The 18069-nt window shown below is 66.7% G+C and carries 12 protein-coding genes; 5 read left to right on the forward strand and 7 right to left on the reverse strand.

Features of this window, described 5'->3' with window-relative positions:
• The first annotated feature begins 298 nt into the window (after window positions 1-298).
• The 5 genes from eccCa (at window position 299) to BIV23_RS04900 (ending at window position 8531) form a co-directional block, all read left to right on the forward strand.
• Window positions 299-4264, forward strand: a complete 3966-nt coding sequence (gene eccCa / locus BIV23_RS04885; protein WP_071379496.1) for a type VII secretion protein EccCa — start codon at window positions 299-301, stop codon at window positions 4262-4264.
• A 249-nt stretch (window positions 4265-4513) separates the two neighbouring features.
• A complete protein-coding gene (locus BIV23_RS04890; protein WP_071379497.1) occupies window positions 4514-4975 on the forward strand; it encodes a hypothetical protein in 462 nt (153 codons plus the stop codon).
• Between the two features lie 4 nt (window positions 4976-4979).
• Window positions 4980-7262: a DUF6571 family protein gene (locus BIV23_RS04895; protein WP_071379498.1), complete on the forward strand. Its 2283-nt coding sequence runs from the start codon at window positions 4980-4982 to the stop codon at window positions 7260-7262.
• A 46-nt stretch (window positions 7263-7308) separates the two neighbouring features.
• Entirely contained in the window at window positions 7309-7959 is a 651-nt protein-coding gene (locus BIV23_RS49515; RefSeq protein ID WP_143079047.1) for a hypothetical protein, read from the forward strand.
• Window positions 7960-8009: 50 nt separating this feature from the next.
• A complete protein-coding gene (locus BIV23_RS04900) occupies window positions 8010-8531 on the forward strand; it encodes a hypothetical protein (protein WP_143079048.1) in 522 nt (173 codons plus the stop codon).
• Window positions 8532-8538: 7 nt separating this feature from the next.
• On the opposite strand, the gene BIV23_RS04905 is transcribed toward BIV23_RS04900, so the two are convergent.
• From BIV23_RS04905 to BIV23_RS04930, 7 genes are all read right to left on the reverse strand, one after another.
• On the reverse strand, window positions 8539-10659 hold the full coding sequence (locus BIV23_RS04905) for a serine/threonine-protein kinase (protein WP_071379500.1): 2121 nt from the start codon (window positions 10657-10659) through the stop codon (window positions 8539-8541).
• A gap of 105 nt (window positions 10660-10764) precedes the next feature.
• A complete protein-coding gene (locus tag BIV23_RS04910) occupies window positions 10765-12963 on the reverse strand; it encodes a protein kinase domain-containing protein (RefSeq protein WP_079172960.1) in 2199 nt (732 codons plus the stop codon).
• A 14-nt stretch (window positions 12964-12977) separates the two neighbouring features.
• Window positions 12978-13970, reverse strand: a complete 993-nt coding sequence (locus BIV23_RS04915) for a serine/threonine-protein kinase (protein ID WP_071379501.1) — start codon at window positions 13968-13970, stop codon at window positions 12978-12980.
• Between the two features lie 114 nt (window positions 13971-14084).
• Window positions 14085-14384 carry a WXG100 family type VII secretion target gene (locus tag BIV23_RS04920; RefSeq protein ID WP_071379502.1) on the reverse strand — a complete coding sequence of 100 codons (300 nt, stop codon included), beginning with the start codon at window positions 14382-14384 and terminating at the stop codon, window positions 14085-14087.
• Between the two features lie 77 nt (window positions 14385-14461).
• Entirely contained in the window at window positions 14462-14755 is a 294-nt protein-coding gene (locus BIV23_RS04925) for a WXG100 family type VII secretion target (protein WP_245790365.1), read from the reverse strand.
• Between the two features lie 199 nt (window positions 14756-14954).
• Window positions 14955-16181 (reverse strand): S8 family serine peptidase, encoded by a 1227-nt coding sequence (locus BIV23_RS45675; protein WP_281250100.1) that lies wholly within the window; start codon window positions 16179-16181, stop codon window positions 14955-14957.
• 90 nt (window positions 16182-16271) lie between these two features.
• Window positions 16272-18068: a hypothetical protein gene (locus BIV23_RS04930; protein WP_071379504.1), complete on the reverse strand. Its 1797-nt coding sequence runs from the start codon at window positions 18066-18068 to the stop codon at window positions 16272-16274.
• Window position 18069 lies beyond the last annotated feature (1 nt).

The raw sequence follows: 18069 nt of genomic DNA on the forward strand, positions 1-18069 counted from the left end.
CTGCGGTGCCGCCGCGCACGCTTCCGTCCGTAAAGATCCTGTGTAGGTTGCGCGCCGCCACCCGCTCCACCGGTCGACCGAGTGATCGCAGCCGGGGTTTGCGGGGAGGCGCTTCCTTTGAACCGTTGCGGAATGCCCGGGTTTTCCCGGAACGATTCGCAACTGCTCACGCGTCTCACCGGCACCCTACCGCCCACCTTGTCCGTGGTTGTCAGTAGGATCGCGCTTCGCGATCGACGTTCGCCTGACACGGGGCGGCGGACGAAACATCTCGGTCCGGCAAGGGAATTGGTGCGTAGTGAGCCACATCGTCGTCAAGCGCCCACCGCGGGCACTGCCGAAGGAAGTGCCCACGGACGAGGTCGTACTGCAAGCACCGCCGGAACTGCCGCGTGGTCAGCAGGAAGGCGCTTGGATGCAGCTCCTGCCCATGCTGGGCATGGGCGGATCCGTGGTGTTCTTCTTCAACCCGCAGGCCCAGCCCTTCATGAAGATCATGGGCCTGGTGATGGTGGCGTCGACGATCGCCATGGGCATCTCGATGCTCGTCCGCTACCGCCGCGGCAACCAGGGCCAGATGGCCGACATGCGCCGTGACTACCTCCGTTACCTGTCGCAGACCCGGCGCGGCGCCATGGACACCGCAAAGGCCCAGCGTGACGCCCAGTTCTATCTGAACCCTTCGCCGGAGCAACTGTGGGCGCTGGTCGCCGAGGGCAGCCGGGTGTGGGAGCGGCGTTCCGGCGACGAGGACTTCGGGCAGGTGCGTGTGGGCCTCGGTCCGCAGGCCCTGGCCACGCCCCTGGTCCCGCCGCAGACCGCCCCGGTCGACGAGCTGGAGCCGCTGACCGCGGGCGCCATGCAGCGCTTCCTCGCCACGCACGGCACCATCGACGCCCTGCCGATGGCGGTCTCGCTGCGGGCCTTCTACCACGTGACGATCAGCGGCGAGCCGGGCACCGTGCGCGGTACCGCCCGGGCCGTCGCCGGTTCCCTCGCCTCCCTGCACTCCCCCGAAGACCTGGTCATCGCCGTTGTCACCGGACGCGAGTCGGTACCCGAGTGGGAGTGGGCCAAGTGGCTCCCGCACGTGCAGGCCCCGGGCGTCGCCGACGGCGCCGGCAGCTTCCGGCTGATCACCACGGACCCGGTGCAGCTGGAGGACCGGCTCGCCTCCCGGCTCGAGGGCCGCCCGCGCTTCCACCCCGCGGGGGCGCCCGTTCCCGAGCAGCCGCATCTGGTGGTCGTGCTCGACGGCATCTCCCTGCCGCCCACGTCGCTGCTGGCCAACCCCGAGGGCCTCCAGGGCGTGACCGTGCTGGAGGTCGTGCCCGGCGACCTGAGCATGGGCCGTGGCGACCTGTCCGTCGTCGTGCAGCCGAAGGAACTGCGCCTGGAGTCGGCACACGGCATGGTGTACGAGGGAACGCCCGACGTCCTGTCGTACGAGGCCGCGGAAGCACTCGCCCGCCAGCTCGCGCCGCTGCGCATGGCGTCGGGCGGGGACGACGACGAACCGCTGCTCGCCAACCTCGAGTTCACGGATCTGCTCAACCTGGGCGACGCGGCCTCGGTCGACCCGAAGCGGACGTGGCGGCCGCGCTCGCAGTCGGAACGACTGCGCGTGCCGATCGGTCTCGGCGAGGACGGCCGGCCCGTGATGCTCGACCTCAAGGAGGCGGCCCAGGAGGGCATGGGCCCGCACGGCCTGTGCGTCGGCGCGACCGGTTCGGGCAAGTCGGAGCTGCTGCGCACGCTGGTGCTCGGCCTCGCCGTGACCCACTCCTCGGAGACCCTGAACTTCGTCCTCGCCGACTTCAAGGGCGGTGCCACCTTCGCGGGCATGGCCCAACTGCCCCACGTGGCCGCCGTGATCACCAACCTCGCGGACGACCTGACTCTGGTCGACCGCATGGGCGACTCGATCCGCGGTGAGCTCAACCGCCGCCAGGAGATGCTCCGCGACGCGGGCAATTACGCCAACATCCACGACTACGAGAAGGCCCGCGCGGCGGGCGCACCCCTGCAGCCCATCCCCTCCCTCGTCCTGGTCATCGACGAGTTCAGCGAACTGCTGACCGCGAAGCCGGACTTCATCGAGATGTTCGTGCAGATCGGCCGTATCGGCCGTTCACTGGGCGTGCACCTGCTGCTGGCCTCGCAGCGTCTGGAGGAGGGCCGGCTGCGCGGCCTGGAGACGTATCTGTCGTACCGCATCGGTCTGCGTACGTTCTCCGCGGCCGAATCCCGCGCCGCGCTCGGCGTCCCGGACGCCTACGAACTCCCCAACGTCCCCGGTTCCGGCTTCCTGAAGTTCGGCACGGACGAAATGGTCCGTTTCAAGGCGGCGTACGTCTCCGGGGTGTACCGCACCGGTTCGCACGCGGCCGCCGCGCTCGGCGGCCCGCTGCCCGTCGACCGCCGGCCGGTCCTGTTCACGGCGGCCGAGGTGCCGGTGCGGTACGCGCCGGTCCCGCAGCAGCGCCAGGCGGTGGCCGAGGAACAGCAGGACGACGCCCTCGCCGACACCGTGCTCGACGTCATCGTGCGGCGCCTGGAGGCACAGGGCCCGGCGGCTCACCAGGTGTGGCTGCCCCCGCTGGACAGCCCGCCGTCGCTCGACGCACTGCTGCCGGGGCTCGCGCCGGTGCCCGGCCGAGGCATGACACAGCCCGGCTACGAGGGAGCGGGCCGGCTCGTCATCCCGGCCGGTCTCATCGACAAGCCCTACGAGCAGCGCCGCGACCCGCTGTGGATCGACTTCGGCGGCGCGGCCGGCCACATGCAGATCATCGGCGGCCCGCAGTCCGGCAAGTCGACGCTGCTGCGTTCGATCATCGCCTCGTTCGCGCTCACGCACACCCCGTGGGAAGTGCAGTTCTACGGCCTGGACTTCGGTGGCGGCGGTATGTCCGCAGTGGCCGGCTTGCCGCACGTCGGCGGGGTCGCCTCACGTCTGGACCCCGAGAAGGTCCGGCGCACCGCGGCCGAGGTGTACGGCGTGATGACCCGCCGCGAGGAGTACTTCCGCGCTTCGGGCATCTCCTCCATCGCCGAGTTCCGCTCGCGTCGCGCGCGCGGCGACATCTCGGTGACCGACCAGCCCTGGGGTGACGTCTTCCTGGTCATCGACGGCTGGGGCAACTTCAAGACGGACTACGAGGCCCTGGAGCCGATGGTCCTGGACATCGCCGCGCGTGGTCTGGGCTACGGCATCCACCTCGTCCTCACCGCGTCGCGCTCGATGGAGGTCCGGGCGAACCTCAAGGACCACCTGATGAACCGACTCGAACTGCGGCTGGGCGATCCCATGGACTCGGAGGTCGACCGCAAGGTCGCCGCCAACGTACCCACCGGGGTGCCGGGCCGCGGTCAGACCCCGCAGAAGCAGCACTTCATGGCGGCGGTTCCGCGTATCGACGGCCTGTCCTCCGACACCGACCTCGCCGAGGCGACGACCGCCCTCGCGGCCGAGGTCACCCGCCACTGGCAGGAGCCCGGCGCGCCGCAGGTGCGTCTGCTGCCTCGCGAGTTCGCCGCGGCCCAGCTTCCGCCGGGCGACCGCTTCCCGGACCGGGGCATCGCCTTCGCCCTCGACGAGGACAACCTCGAGCCGGTGTTCGTGGACTTCGAGCAGGACCCGTTCTTCCTGGTGTTCGGCGAGAGCGAGTCCGGCAAGTCGAACCTGCTGAAGCTGCTGATCAAGCAGCTCACCGAGCGGTACGACGGTCACGCCTGCAAGCTCTTCGTCGTCGACAACCGCCGCTCGCTGCTCGGGGTGACCCCGGACTCGCACCTGGCCGAGTACATCCCGATGTCGAACCAGATGCAGCACCACATGGACGCGCTGGCCGACCTGATGCAGCGCCGCACGCCCACGGCCGACGTGACCCCGGACCAGCTGCGCAACCGCAGCTGGTGGCGGGGCCCGACGGTGTACGTCGTCATCGACGACTACGACCTGGTGTCCACGTCGAGCGGAAACCCGCTGGCAGGCCTGACGGAGATGCTCCCGTTCGCCCGCGACGTCGGCGTCCGCTTCATCATCGCCCGCTCCACGGCGGGCTCCGGCCGCGCCGGTTACGAGTCCTTCATGCAGCGCATCAAGGAACTCGGCGCCCAGGGCGTCGTCCTTTCGGGCGACCCGGCCGAGGGCGACCTGCTGGGTGGCGTCCGCCCGCGGCCGATGCCGGCGGGCCGGGGCACCTTCGTGTCACGGAAGAGGGGTAAGCCGATGGTGCAGGTCGGACTCATGGAGTCCTGACTCTCCGAAGCCGTTCCCCGTTCCCGTAACAGCTCCTCCCCCACCTGGATGCCGCGGACCATACCGGTCCGCGGCATCTTGCCGTTGTGTGCAGGGGTGAGGTGGAGGCCTTGTGGGCAATCGGGATTGCGCCTGTGTCCGTCCCGGCGGCCTGCTATTTTACCGATACTAGACGATCTAAAAAGAAGTGCTAGACGGTTCATATGGAATTCGATGACCGAGCGGGCATCGCGCGGGGGATGATCATCCATGGCATGGGACGAGTGGGAGCAGCTCAAGGCGGACGCGCAGTCGCGTCGGCAGGCCGGGGCGACGCACATGCAGCTCAACCAACTAGCCGCTCCCGATGGAGGCGGCGGCAGCAGCCCGCGCGGTGACCTCACCGTCCGCCAGAAGGACCTCGCCGGGATCGGCTCAGCAGCACACGACCTCTTCAACGAATTCAGCGGGTGCAGTGACTACGCTCGCCTCTCCTCCATGAAGGCAGCCGGAGGACTCAGGAGCGAGGGCTTCGCCATCGGGGCCGCACTCGATCACGTCGCCGAGCGCTGGATCGACCAAGTTCAGACCCTGCTGGACGCCTGCGCCCACATCTCCAACCACCTGCGCTACACAGCGAATCAGCACGCCGCCGACGAGTCCTACATCGCCGGCACGCTGAGCAGCATCTCCCAGCTGGACCAGGGCTTCGACGAGCGAAAGGGCAGCTGACGCAATGGATCTCGATGCGCTCCGTCACGGCAACTTCTCGCAGCTCGGAGAGGCCATCACCGACTGGGAGAAGATGACCAAGGATCTTGCGAACCTGAAAGAGGACGCCAGGAATCACCTCAAGTCCCGTGCGGACAAGGCCGACTGGGCCGGCGTCAACGCCCAGGTGAGTCGCGAGTTCATCGACAAGACCGCGGAGGAGTTCGCAGACGCCCACACGCAGGCGGATTCCATCACGAAGATCCTCAAGGACACACGCGGCGAGCTCATCGACTACCGGCGTGAGCTGAACGAAACCCTCGAACGCCCCCCGTACAAGTACTGCACGGTCATCGACACCGGCCACGGCACCTTCAGCGTCACCGGGAATCCCCGCCCCGACTGGGCCTCCGACCCGAGCGGCAAGACAAGCGCGGTCAGTCAGAAGGACGTCAACGATCTCCGCAACGAGATCCAGCGCATCCTCAACAAGGCGACTGAAAGTGACAATACTGCGGCAAAGGCGCTCAAACTTCTCGTTGACCAGGCCAAGTATGGCTTCTCCAGCGCTCACTACGAGAACCGGGACGAAGCCGCCAAGGCAGTCGCGGACGCCGACCGGATGGCCAAAATCCTCGCGAAGAACCCCCATGATGTGACGAACACAGAGCTCGCGTCACTCAACTCCACCTTGGCCAAGTACAAGAACGACCCCCTCTTCGCCGAGGAGTTCGCCACGCAGGTCGGCCCGAAGAAGGCACTCACCTTCTGGGCCGGCATCGCCGACCCCTACCAGGGCACGTACGACCCTGACCGAGCCAAGCAGGCCAAGCAACTCCAGAAGAACCTCGGAACCACCATCGGTCTTGCCACCCTCTCCGACAGCGACAGGATGCAGAGCTGGGAGAAGCAGATGATCAAGCTGGGTCCCGACCAGCTCGGCATCGACGACGCCAGCAATCCGACCGGTTACGCCGCGATGAGCAACCTCATGCGCTTCGGCGACTACGACGACCAGTTCCTCAACGACTACGGGGACAAGCTCCTGGCGTACGACAAGAAGGTCAACGGAGAGGGCATCAACCTCTGGGTGAACAACGCCAACCAGGGCGACCTCAATTACTGGGGCTACAAGAACGACCGTGGCCGCGATCCCGTGACCGGGTTCCTCGAGGCGCTCGGCCATAACCCCGATGCGTCGACGCAGTTCTTCGCGCAACCCGAGGGTGCCGGCGACACCGTCAACGAGGACTCCGAGGTGAACGACCACCTCAAATACCTGACCAAGGAACGCGTCTGGGTGTCTGACACCACCCTTGACGGCAAGCATGACTACGTCGCCGGACGTGATTCACTCGGGCACGCCCTCGAAGCAGCCACCACTGGATACTCAGCCGACGCCAGCGCGAAAGACGTCATGGCGGGCGACAGGCGCACAGCAGCCACAGCAGGGGTGATGGAGCAGGTCGCCTATCTCTACGGTGGGCAAGACGGGCCGAAGATGCTGCATGACCAGCCCGAACTCGCCGACAGTCTGGGCAAGATGGGCGGCGCGTACATTGATGACATCGATTACGAGCTTTCCGGCATCGGCGACCACAGCAAGGACGCAGGCGACTTCCCCGCCAGGTATGCGGGGCGGGCACATTTCGGCAACCAAGGTGCAATCGATTTCCTAAGTGTTCTCGGACAGGACGAGAACTCGCACAAGGTCGTGACAACCGCTCAGCATCTCTACACCTTGAGCATGTTGGATGCGCACCCGCCGACCAGCGATGCACATATGGACCACGCGCGGGACATCATGGCCGTGGGCGCTGAATCCCGCGGCATCTTGGACAACTCTCGTGTGCAGCAGGCAGAAACAACGTACGGCCAGAATTCAGAAGACGCCAACAAAGCACTGGGCCGGTCGGGCGACTGGAAGAAGCTGATGGTCGGTGCGGTCGTCGCGGGTGGTGTCGCAGCCGTCCCTCTCCCCGGTTCAACAGCCGCCGCTCTCTTCATCGCCCCTCTCGCGGCGGACACGGCTTCCGACGCTGTCAACACGCTGCTCGGACAGGAAATCGACAAAGCCACGGACGATGCTGAATCTGATCCGCTCGTCCCGTCCCAGATGACCAGTCGCCAATTCTATGGCCAAGGAGTGGACGACCTCGGTTCGACTTATGACTCTTACTTCAAAGACCACCCGCAGGCAAGAGACAAAGCCGACGATCAGCAATGGGTCCAGGAAGTAAAGAGTAGTTACTTGGGCACCGGCTCACATGAAAACGACTACCGAGGCCGACCACCGTACAAGGATTGATCTGGGATGGAAGGTGCCACCTGTGTCAGCATACGGTAGGCGCAATATGGCTTTTTTTATCGCCGCGGCGACGCTGCTCATCGCCGGTTGCGGAGACGACTCCAAGAGGGGCAACAAGGAAGAGTCGAGTAAGGGCGTCGCTGCGAGCACGATCTGCGACGGAACACTCGACACCGAAGCCGCAGGAGCATTGCAACGGCTGGCCGGTACGAACCGGTTCGAAGAAGGCACAGGAACCAACGAGGCAGGTGAGCCACGAAAGTTTTCATTGAGGAACACTGTCGAGCACCTGCACGACGAGTACCGCAAGCGAGGTGCGTGCTGGGTGTACACGGCGGGAGATGACAGCGGGGAACCGCTTCTCGAGATCAGGTTCTCGGCATCAAGCAGCCACCCCTCTGCCAGTCAGAAGGAATCCAGCGGCCAGACCAGGTATCCACTGGGCGTGTATGCAAACACAGGACCCACTGGGGCCGATCTATTCTTTCAATGCACTACCAAAGCACCATCCAAAGACGCTTACATTGGTGACGCCAAATACGTGAAGGCAGAACTTCTTTCAACGGCCACCAAGATACAGGGCGACAGCTCCGACAAGGACCGGATGCTGATCCTGAATTCCATTTCCCGAAAATTGGCCCAGGAGGCAGGGTGCGCTTCAGAGGCTGACCTTCCGACCACGGTACCCTCTCAGTGAATTCCCTAGATCCTGGACCAAAGATGCAATGTATGCGACCCTGTTCACCATTGGTCCGCACCATCGGTCTTTTGGTTACCGGTCTGACCTTGGCCAGCTGTTCGTCCGGAACTCCGGAGGCGAAACGAGCGTATGCCATTCCGTCCTCGCTGTGCGGAACCGCCCTGCCCGCCTCGGCCCTTGAGCCACTTCTTCCTGCGGGGAAGAAGATCTCGTCCGTGAAGAGTGGCCCCGCCGGCTTCACCCGTTGCCGACTACTGGTCGACGGACGGATTGCCGTCACCAGCATCATCGAACAATGGGAGTCGGGAACCACCCTGACGAACGTCGCCTACGGCACCTACGGCCTGCCATCCGGCAAGGTCAAGAAGGGGAACTCGAGGTACGTCATGTCCGACGCCACGGCAGTCGGCCATGCCTCGTGCGGCAAGCTACAGCAGGAAGGCCACGAAATCTTCACCATGATCCGGAAGGAACAGGGTGCCGTCGACGCGGGAGCCATGGAGAAGGCCATCACCAAGTTCACCGATTCGGTGTCCGCGGCCAAGCAATGCACCGGATCCAATACTTGAGCCGCGCTCAGAACGTCGAAAGAGCGACGACCGAGCTGTCGTGCATGACGAAGACTCGGTTTCCGGCGGCGGCCAGGCGGGCGTAGTCGGGAGCGGGGACCTGGTAGCTCTGTGACTTCTGTCCGTCGGAGGCCCGCACGGCACTGATCAACAGCTGGTGCCCATACCCGTTGCTGGTGCTGCCGAACGTCCAGACGCCATGGCCCTGCCGTACCACGGGGCTGTCGTAATTCGCGTTCTGGAACGCCTCCCACCGCTCCTTGCCGCTGTTCCTGTCCAGACACCTGGTGCCGTCAATCACGTTCGTGTAGACCGCGTCCGCGTAGACCGCGGCAGGGCCCCAGCCATAGTTGTGCCCATCGTCCTCGTAGACATTGAGCTTGGTGTTCCAGATCCTCGTTCCGTCGCTGAGCCGACGGGCGTCCATGGACTTGCCGTTGATGTACACCATGTCGTCGTAGACGGCGGGGCTGACCGTGCGGTCCTCGTCCTGGTCTAGGCGGGTCCATGCCGTGCTGCCATCGCTGGTGTGGACAACGAGCACAGTGCCGTCCGCGGCCGTTATGACCAGCCTGCCCTGCGCGGCAACGGCAGGGGCGAGCAAATGCCCGCGGAACCTTGTGGGGACGACAGCCGTCCAGCGGATTCTGGCGTCGGAGCGGCTCACGCTGCGCAGGCTGTGGTCCTTCGTCACGAGGTACACCGCATCATCGTCGGCCGCGAGCAGCGCCGCCGTATCCGCTGCCAGGCACGTCCACTTGGGTTCGCCCGTGGAAGGTACGAAGGTCCGAAGGACGCCCTTGTCGTCGGTGCCGACGACCAGCCGGTCGGAGAGCGACAGATAGCCGCTCTTCGTTCTGAGGTGAGGCGCACTCCAGCGGCGCTTGCCGTCGGTGATGTCGTATCCCGCGATGCCGCCGGTCGCGACTCCGAAGACAATGACGTCCCCGATCGGCAGCAGCGTCTGGGAGTAGGCGTCCGCCTCCCCGTGCACTTCCCAGAGTGGCGTCGGTTGGACGTCATGGTTGATCGGGTCCTCGATGCCGCGAGGGTCCAGCTTTTGCACAGGAGCATGCACTGCCGGAGGAATATCGAAGGGCCCGCTCTGCGTCCTCGTCGATCCACCGTGTGTTGCCAACCACCACGCGGCGGTGCCACCCCCGCCCGCCAGGAGCACGCCTCCGGCGGCGAGCCCTGTGAGCAGACGCCTGCGCGTGACGGACGGAGCCGTCTCGATCGTGACCGGAGCGGTCAGTCGGCGGGCCCCGGCCTCCCGCTCTCTGATGGCCTCGGCGACCGGTCCGCGCCGCCACACCCGGTCGGCCCCCTTGGGCACCGCCATGGCCTGGACGATCTGGGGCGGGGCGGGACGTGCGGCGGCATCCTTGGCCAGGCACGGCGTGATCAGAGCACATGTCTCCGGATCGATGCCGTCGAGTCGAGGCTCCTCGTGCACCACCGCGTACTGCACGGCCGCGACATGCGAACCCTCGTACGCCCGTCTGCCGGTGGCCGCGTAGACCAGCACCGCGCCGAGCGAGAACACGTCCGCCGACGGGGCCACACGCTGTCCGAGAACCTGCTCGGGGGCGCCGTACCCCGGAGTGACAGGCACCTGCCCGGTCGTGGTCAGGGTCAGCCCGTGCTCGGGCCGGGCGATGCCGAAGTCGATGATGCGCGGCCCGGACGAGGTGAGCACGATGTTGGGCGGCTTCAGGTCGCGGTGGATGAATCCGGCAGCATGGATGTCGGCCAGAGTCCGGGCAAGCGCGGTGGCAAGGGCACGCAGAGCCGGCTCGTCGAGAGGCCCATAGGTGTCGACTGCCTGGTCCAGGGTGAGCCCCGCCAGGAACTCGCTGGCGATCCACGGCCGCCCGCCCTCGGTCCACGATCCGAGCACATTCGCGATGCCGTTGCTCCGCACCGCCTGGGCGGCCTGTGCCTCGCGCACGAACCGCTGGGCGAGGTTGGTGTCGTGGACGAGCTCAGGCCTGAGCACCTTGACGGCGGCCAGGCTGCTGGCGCCGTCCTGGCCGACGTAGACCTTGCCCATGCCGCCTTCGCCGAGAACACCGAGAACGCGATAGGGCCCGAGGCGCAGTGGGTCGCCGGTACCGAGGGGTTTCATGGGGGTCCTTCTGCCCAGGGGAGAGGTTGGGTGGGAGCGGCCGGGCGGCCAACCGTCGCCGTGTGCCGTTCCGCACGGCCGGTGTTTCGCCGCTTCGAGGTCACTTCACTGGAGGGGATAGGCGGTCATGCCCGCGCCGTCCACGGCGAGGACCAGCTTCGCGTCCGAGTCCGCATAGAACTGCTTTCCACTCGTCTGGTAGGTCAGCGCGGTCGTGTGGTCCGACAGGCTCACCGCGCGCAACAGGCTTCCGTTCTTGTAGTACGCATAACGGGTGCCGAGGATGGGCGGCCCGCTGGTGGACGCCTCGCCCACCTCCCCGCCTCGCTCGGTCCAGAGCGCCTTCCCGCTGCGTGCGTCAACCGCCGTCAGACCGGCGTTGTCACCCACGGCGTACAGGATGCCTGCCCTGAGCACCGGCGGCCCGTACGCACGCTCCGTAGAGGTCTTCCACGTCACTGCCCCGTCACTCAGTCGCAGGGCCCAGAGTCGGCTGCCGCCGAGATACAGGTGATCGCTGTCCGCGGCGATCTCGCACCTCAGGATGTCCGGATCGTCGACGTCGTACGGCTGCTTCCACACGACGGCTCCGGTCGAGGCGGCCCACACGACGACGTGGACGGTCCCGTTCTCCGACTGCTGGAGTGTCACCAGACGGCTGCCCACGGTCTTCGCGGCGAGGAAGTGCAGTCTCGAACTCGTCTCGAATCGCACGGGCAGCGGTTTCGACCACAGGAGCTTGCCGGTCTCGATGTCGGCAGCGCTCAGAGTGTCGGTCTCTCCCGCGGAGAAGGTGCCGGTCCCGTCGTCCTTCCCCTTGCCCACGACGACATAGGCGACGCGGTCCGTGATGCAGAGCAGTTGATGTGTGGGGAGCTCGTCATTGGTGCCCGCGAACCGGACCAGGGTCTTGATCGTTTTCCCGTTCTTCGGATCGAGGATCTGGAGCCTGACGGCGGACCCGATCCCGTCATCGGTCTCCTCGCCGATCCAGAGCCGGTAGAGCCGACCACCCGTCACGAGCGTCTGCCAACTTCTCTCCTCCGAGCGGCCGTTTCCGTCCCACACGCCGACCCCGTTCGTCGCGCTGACGGCTTCGGCCCCAGCGCCCGCCACGACGATGATTCCGCCGAGCGACTGAGGGACGACCGAGCCCATCTCATCCGAGAGCACGGCGCTGAACGTATACGTCCACAGCGGCTTGATGTTCCGCGTCCTGGGTGCGCCGCCCTTCTCGGTCGTACCCCCACCGCCCCGCGCGTCGGCGCGCCCCTGCCACCACCACGCGCCTCCACCCGCCGCCGCACCGGCGGCGAGTGCGCCGCCGACAACGAGGAACCTGCGGCGCGACGGGCGCCGGGCGGCCGCCGCGGTGGCCGCCGCGGTCTCCGGCCCGGCCGCGGGCGCGGGCAGCCGCTGTGGCACGAGCCGCCAGACATCGGCCGCCCGGCGCGCGATCTCCGCCAGCAGCTCGTGCGGCAGATGTTCGGCGAACTCCCCGGTTCCATCGTGAAGTTGAGCCGCGAGCTGGGCCGTGGTCGGCCGTTGCCCCGGATCCTTGGCCAGGCACTGGGCCAGTAGCGGAGCGAGGGCAACAGGCACACCAGCGAGGTCTGCGTCCGCATACCGCACCCGGTACAGAAGATCCGCCGCCTGCCCGTTGCCGAACGGCCCGCGCCCGGTCGCCGCGTACACCAGCACGCCGGCCAGCGCGAACACGTCGCCGGCGGCGTCGTGCTCCTGTCCGGTGGCCTGCTCCGGGGACATGAAGGCCGGTGTACCGACGGCGGCACCGGCCCGGGTCAGCCACTCGTCGCCGATGACTCGTGCGATGCCGAAGTCGATGACCTTGGGCCCGTAGGCCGTGAGGAGGATGTTGGACGGCTTGAGGTCGCGGTGCACGACGTCCGACCCGTGCAGCTGGCCAAGCGCGGAGCACAGGGCCGCGCCCAAGGCGCGTACGGACTGTTCGGGCAGCGTTCCTCCGGCCTCGACGGCCTCGTCGAGCGGGGGCCCGAGTACGTACTCCGTGGCCAGCCAAGGTGTCTCCGCCAGCGGATCCGCGTCCATCACCCGCGCCCCGAACCGGTCGCCGATGACCCGGGCGGCGTCCGCCTCGAGTCGGAAGCGGGTGCGGGCCGCCGGATCGGTGGCGATGGCGGCATGCATGGTCTTCAGGGCAACGGTGCGTCCGCCGGCGGACCGTGCGACGTAGACGGTACCCATGCCTCCGCTGCCGAGCCGGGCGATGAGCCGGTACGGGCCGAGTGCGACGGGATCGTCGTGAGTGAGAGGAGTCGGCATGGGGATTCTTGTGGTCAGTGAGTGCGACGGGGTTCCGGTGCCCCGGACGGCGCTCCGCCGGGCGCCCAGGACTCATGGACCGGTGCCTGTGCCTGCACCGGGAACTGCACCTCCCCGGCCAGCACGGATGCCGACTGATGGACGATGGCGGCGACGAGCCGGGCGGGGAGCCAGCCGGGGCCGAGCAGTGCGTCCGCACGTGTGGGCGCGGCGAAGCCGGCGGGGGCGTCCGACTCCGGACTTCCCGCCAACTCATCGACGATCTCGATGAGTTGGGGCCGATGAGCCGGATCGCGGGACAGGCAACGGGTGATCAGCGAGCGCAGACTGGTCGGCAGCTCCTCCCGTTCCGGCATGCTGTAACCCGTGGCGGCGTAGGCCAGCGTCGCACCGAGTGCATATACGTCACCCATCGGGCGCGGCTGTCCGCCTGCGGCCTGCTCGGGCGGCAGGCTGCCGGGATCGAGCCCGGGCGCCTCCTGACGCGCGACGCCGTCCGGCGCTGCGGCTCGTACCGCCCCGAAGCAGGTGAGCCGGGGACCGTCCGCGGCGATCAGCACGGCGGACGGGCAGAGTCCGGCATGGGTCAGGCTCTGCCCGTGAATGACGGCGAGGTTCTCGGCCAGCGCGACGGCGAGCGCCCTGACCGTCGACTCGGGCAGCGGGCCTCCGTGGACGGTAAGGGCGACGGGCAGTGGCAGCGCGGGCAGATACGGACGCGCATGCCAGGGCTGTTCGCCGGAGGCGGCGAGTTCGACGGCGGGCAGGACCCAGCTCCCGAGAAGATAGCGAGAGGCCTCGGCTTCGGCCATAAAGCGCCGCGGGTCGACGCCGGCCAGGGGCCTGCTCACCACCACCGTGCGGTCACCGTCGGCGCTGCGGGCGATGAAGCGGTGCTCGGAGACCGGCGTGTGCACCGGGACACCGGCATCGAGCCGGGTCACCACCGTGTACGGGCCGATCTGCTTCGTCCCCCGGATACCCGGTCCGGCACCTGACACGCGCATGCTCCCTCTTCGTTCCTCAGGCGTGCTTCCGGCTGAGTTCCATGGCTCGGCACAACAGCAGGGTGGGCGCCTCCCGCGCGCGCCCACCCTGACGTTGATTCTGGGAGCCTCGTCCTACTGGAAGTAGCTGGCCGCCTTCTTGTCGCCTTCCATGTACGTACCGCCGGACTGGGCGACGACGTGTCCGATGCCCTGCAGGGCCTGGTGGATGTCGTTCGCGGACTTGTCCCAGCGCTGCAGCTTGTCGTGGAAGCTGCCCTGCGCCTGGCCCTCCCAGTACTGCTGGCTCTTCACGACCAGGCCGCGGAGCTCCGCCAGGTCCGACTCGAGCTGCTTCGCCTGGTTACCGATGTTGGTTGCGGCAATGTCGAGCCCGTCATAATGGACAGACAGCCCATCAGCGTTGTTGCCCACGCCTGTTACCTCGTCTCGCTTGTGTGTACGTGCTGAGTGCGCCGGTCTCCCGGCGGATGTTCTCTGTCTCGCTCGACTCAGTAGTGGCTGAGGGCAGACGTCGGAACAGTGGGAGCGCCGTCCTGGAGGTCGATCTTGTGGACCGACGCGCGGACCTCGTCTTCCTTGCTGTTCTTGATGCTGCGCGCCGTGCTCATCGACTCGATGACGTCAGCGAGGATGTTGCCGATGTTCTGCAGCGACTCGTTGATCTCGAACTGCTTCTTGTCGAACGCGGCGCGGCCGATACCGTGCCACTGGCCCTCGAGGTGGTCGATGACGCCCTGAAGAACGTGCACGTTCTTCCGGATGTTGTCGTACTTCTCCACCATCTGCTTCTCGAGTTGGACTACCGGATCATCGTGAAGCTTCTGCTTTCCGCCGGCCATGATCGGCCCTGCCTTTCGTGTGTCTGTTGTTGATCTGTTGGTTTCGGCTCACCGCTGTTGGCTGGGCCCACAACGATGAACACGCAGTGCTTGTTCCGTCCGAACTGTCTTGGGCTGCTACGGCTGTCGACAGCTCAGGACGTCACCTGGTGCGTCGTGCCCGCGCGAGAACCCATGCGCCACCGCCGATCACGACGACCGCACCGACGGCGCCCAGTGCGATCCAAGTGGTGTTGCTGCTGCCGCCATTTGGCGACCCTGCGCTCGATCCTGCCGCCGAGGTCGAGCCGGTGGAACCCTTTTGTTGGGCTTGTGACGTGGCTGATGCAGAAGGAGAAGTGGAGTTTCTAGGGGCGCCGGGGGCCACGCTTGCCCACTCGTGGCCGTCCTGCTTCTGGAGCGGATCGACATTGGCGGGGCCGGGGTCGTAATTCTTGTCTGCCAGCACGACGCGGGGACGGATGACTCCGTAGCCGAGGTACTTGCTCGGATTGTCCTTCGGCCAGGTGCGCCCAGCGGTGTCGAGGAGGGCCCGTTCAACCTGATAGATGGTCCAGTCGGGGTGCGCGGACCAGATCAGGGCGGCGGCGGCTGAGGTGAGGGCGGTGGCCGAACTAGTACCTTTTTGATTGTCGCAATACGAGCGAAATGTACCGTCACACCAGCCGGGATACCCCTCACCAGGTGCTGCCACGTCGGCAAAGCCTCCACTTGAGGAAAAGTTCGACGCCGTGAGGGACTTGTCGACGGATGCAACACCGAAAACGTATGGGTACCCCGCAGGATAATCGACTTGGCCATTCTTGCCGTCGTTACCCACTGACGCGATCAGCAGCTTGCCCTTCGAGAGCGCGTATTTGACTGCAGCCTCATCCTCATCGCCGATCAGGCCGCCGAGCGAGATGTTGATTATCTTTACGTCAGTATCCGCAGCGGCTCTGAGCGCCAGATCGAACTCCGGAGTCTGGGACTTTTCCTTCGCCCCCTTTAGACCGTCGAGCTGGATACGGTACGGAACAATTTTCGCGCCTGGTGCCAGCCCCTTCAGCCCACCGCCTGCCCCGGTACCTGCGATCAGCTCGGCCATGGTCGTGCCGTGGCCCAAGTAGTCGTCCGTCGCGTGGTAAGCCACCCGCTTGGGGACCTCATCGGTCAAGACTTGCCCCTTGAGCGATGGCGTGTTCGCGTTCACCCCGGAGTCGATGACCGCGATCTTGACGCCCTTCCCTGTGCTGACCTTCCACATCTGTTCGGCTTGCATGGGGCCGAGGTACCACTGCTTCGACTGCTCGTCGGACGCAGTGGCACCTGGGGCCAAGCCCACGGTCACAACGGTCAGGGCGCCGACAACTGCACCCACCGCGCGCACTCGTCTTCCGCGGTGCACCCTGCGGAGCTCAGCCTGCTCGGCTCGTCGGCTGATCCCTGACTTCATGGCGTTGAATACCCTCGCTCGCGTTCAGTTGATGACCGGCGGCACGTCGCGCCGGGGGTTGTTCGGCAGGTGCGTCTCTTCGTCTTCGACCAGGTAGTCGGGCCGCGGTGTCCCGTCCGTCTTCCGCTGCTCGCCGGGCCGTCCGTTGTGGCCTGCGCCGCGTGTGAGACCGGCACCACCACGGGTCATGCCGTTGCGCTCGGCTCCCGCCGCGGACATGCGTTCGCTCGGCCGTCCGGTGACGGCCTCGGACGCTCCCACGCGGGCGCTGGAACCAGTCGCACCCGAGCCGGGCCGCGCCGTGGACTCGGACTCGGGCGTTCCGAAGACACCGCGCTGACCGAGGCGGCCAGTCGTGGGCCGGGAGTTGGCCTCTTCCTCGCCGCCGATGACCGTGCCACGCGGAATCCGCGACCCGTTCTTCGACGACGGATTCGTCGTGGAGGGCCGCCCCCCGACGACGCCGTTGGTGCGGCCGGCGCCGGTGGAGGGCCCGTTCGTCGCGCGCGATGCTGCCTTACCTGCGGCGCGCGGCGTACCACCCGTGACTCCTCGGCCCATGGGAGAGGACGTCCTCGGTCCGGAACCGGTGCCCTTGGCAGCGGACTGGCCAGTCGATGTGGCGCGGCCCATCTGGTCCATGGGCCCTCGCCCTGCGGAGCGCCCGGAGCCCGGATTGGTCAACTCGGACGTACCCCCACGTCCCTGAGCGGTCTGAGAGTTACGGAACCCGCCGACGCCGCTCAGGCCCCGGCCCGAGGTGGCGTTGGGCATGGGCAGTCTCAAGCCACCGCCGTCGAACACATTGGGTTGGCTGCCAGTCGTGGGAGGAGTGCCCGTGACCGGCGGAGTGTGGCTGGGCCCGGGCGTCGTAGTCGTGGGCGGCGGCAGCGTGCCGGTGGTGTCGATGTGCGTACCGACCGGCGTCTCGGGGTGCCTGACTGGGGCCGTGACGTGGTTTACAGGCGTCGGCTTGCCGTTTACATCGGGCACAACTGCGTGACACACCGGCTCCACCGTCGTGTGATGCCCCCCAACCACGCTTGAGTCCGCGCCTCGGTAACCGTGCGAAGCGGAGCCCTGGGAAGCGGAATCGACATAGGGGCCGGGCTTGGGCACCCCGACGTTCGGGAGGTTACCGAAGTCAGGCGCACTCTTGTGCAAGTCCTGCAGCGACTGGGTCGACACCGCGTAATACGACGCCAACCGATTCATCTGGTTGACCGCCTCCTGGCGGTGCTTCTCCACCGTTACGGCAGTGGCATAGCCCTCTTTGTCCGACACCTTTTCAGCCGTCGTGAATGTATCGGGCCGCGTCGAAACCGCTCTCGGGTCGCGAGGCATCCGCATTGCGTTGCGAACGGACGCCAGCCCCTCAGCCGCAGTGGCGATCGAGTCACCGGCTCCGCCCGCGAAGTCAGCGAGCCCATGTGCGTGGGTGACGAGATGACCGCCCCATGTGCGGAAGTCGTCGCCTGCCTTGCCGACCCAGGGAACCGTGTCGAACTTGCCCTTCAGCGTGTCAGCTGCTGTCTTGATGGCATCACGCGCGTCCCAGAGGGCCCGACCGGACGACTCCAGGTCCTCCGGGTTCGTCTGCTCAACCAGGTCGATCATTGCATTGAGGTCATATCTGTCGAATTCTGTACGCCTGACCATGGCCTGCCCGTACGGGGTGGCCTTGGCAAAGGAGCGAAGGATTTCGACCGGATTGAAGAAGAGACCGCCGGTGCTGGGCTGATCCCCGAGGCCCCGGGCGACGTCGGTGAATTTATTCTCCGCGGAGACCCGTTCCATGTCCGCTTTGTGCTTGTCGGTCATC

The organism is Streptomyces monashensis (genome assembly GCF_001866665.1).
GTDB lineage: Bacteria > Actinomycetota > Actinomycetes > Streptomycetales > Streptomycetaceae > Streptomyces > Streptomyces monashensis.

Bases quoted from the DNA above. Each gene is read 5' to 3' on its own strand.
- BIV23_RS04890 (WP_071379497.1), top strand. From the start codon at position 4,514: ATGGCATGGGACGAGTGGGAGCAGCTCAAGGCGGACGCGCAGTCGCGT.
- BIV23_RS04895 (WP_071379498.1), top strand. From the start codon at position 4,980: ATGGATCTCGATGCGCTCCGTCACGGCAACTTCTCGCAGCTCGGAGAG.
- BIV23_RS49515 (WP_143079047.1), top strand. From the start codon at position 7,309: ATGGCTTTTTTTATCGCCGCGGCGACGCTGCTCATCGCCGGTTGCGGA.
- BIV23_RS04905 (WP_071379500.1), bottom strand. From the start codon at position 10,659: ATGAAACCCCTCGGTACCGGCGACCCACTGCGCCTCGGGCCCTATCGC.
- BIV23_RS04910 (WP_079172960.1), bottom strand. From the start codon at position 12,963: ATGCCGACTCCTCTCACTCACGACGATCCCGTCGCACTCGGCCCGTAC.
- BIV23_RS04915 (WP_071379501.1), bottom strand. From the start codon at position 13,970: ATGCGCGTGTCAGGTGCCGGACCGGGTATCCGGGGGACGAAGCAGATC.
- BIV23_RS04925 (WP_245790365.1), bottom strand. From the start codon at position 14,755: ATGGTGGAGAAGTACGACAACATCCGGAAGAACGTGCACGTTCTTCAG.
- BIV23_RS04930 (WP_071379504.1), bottom strand. From the start codon at position 18,068: ATGACCGACAAGCACAAAGCGGACATGGAACGGGTCTCCGCGGAGAAT.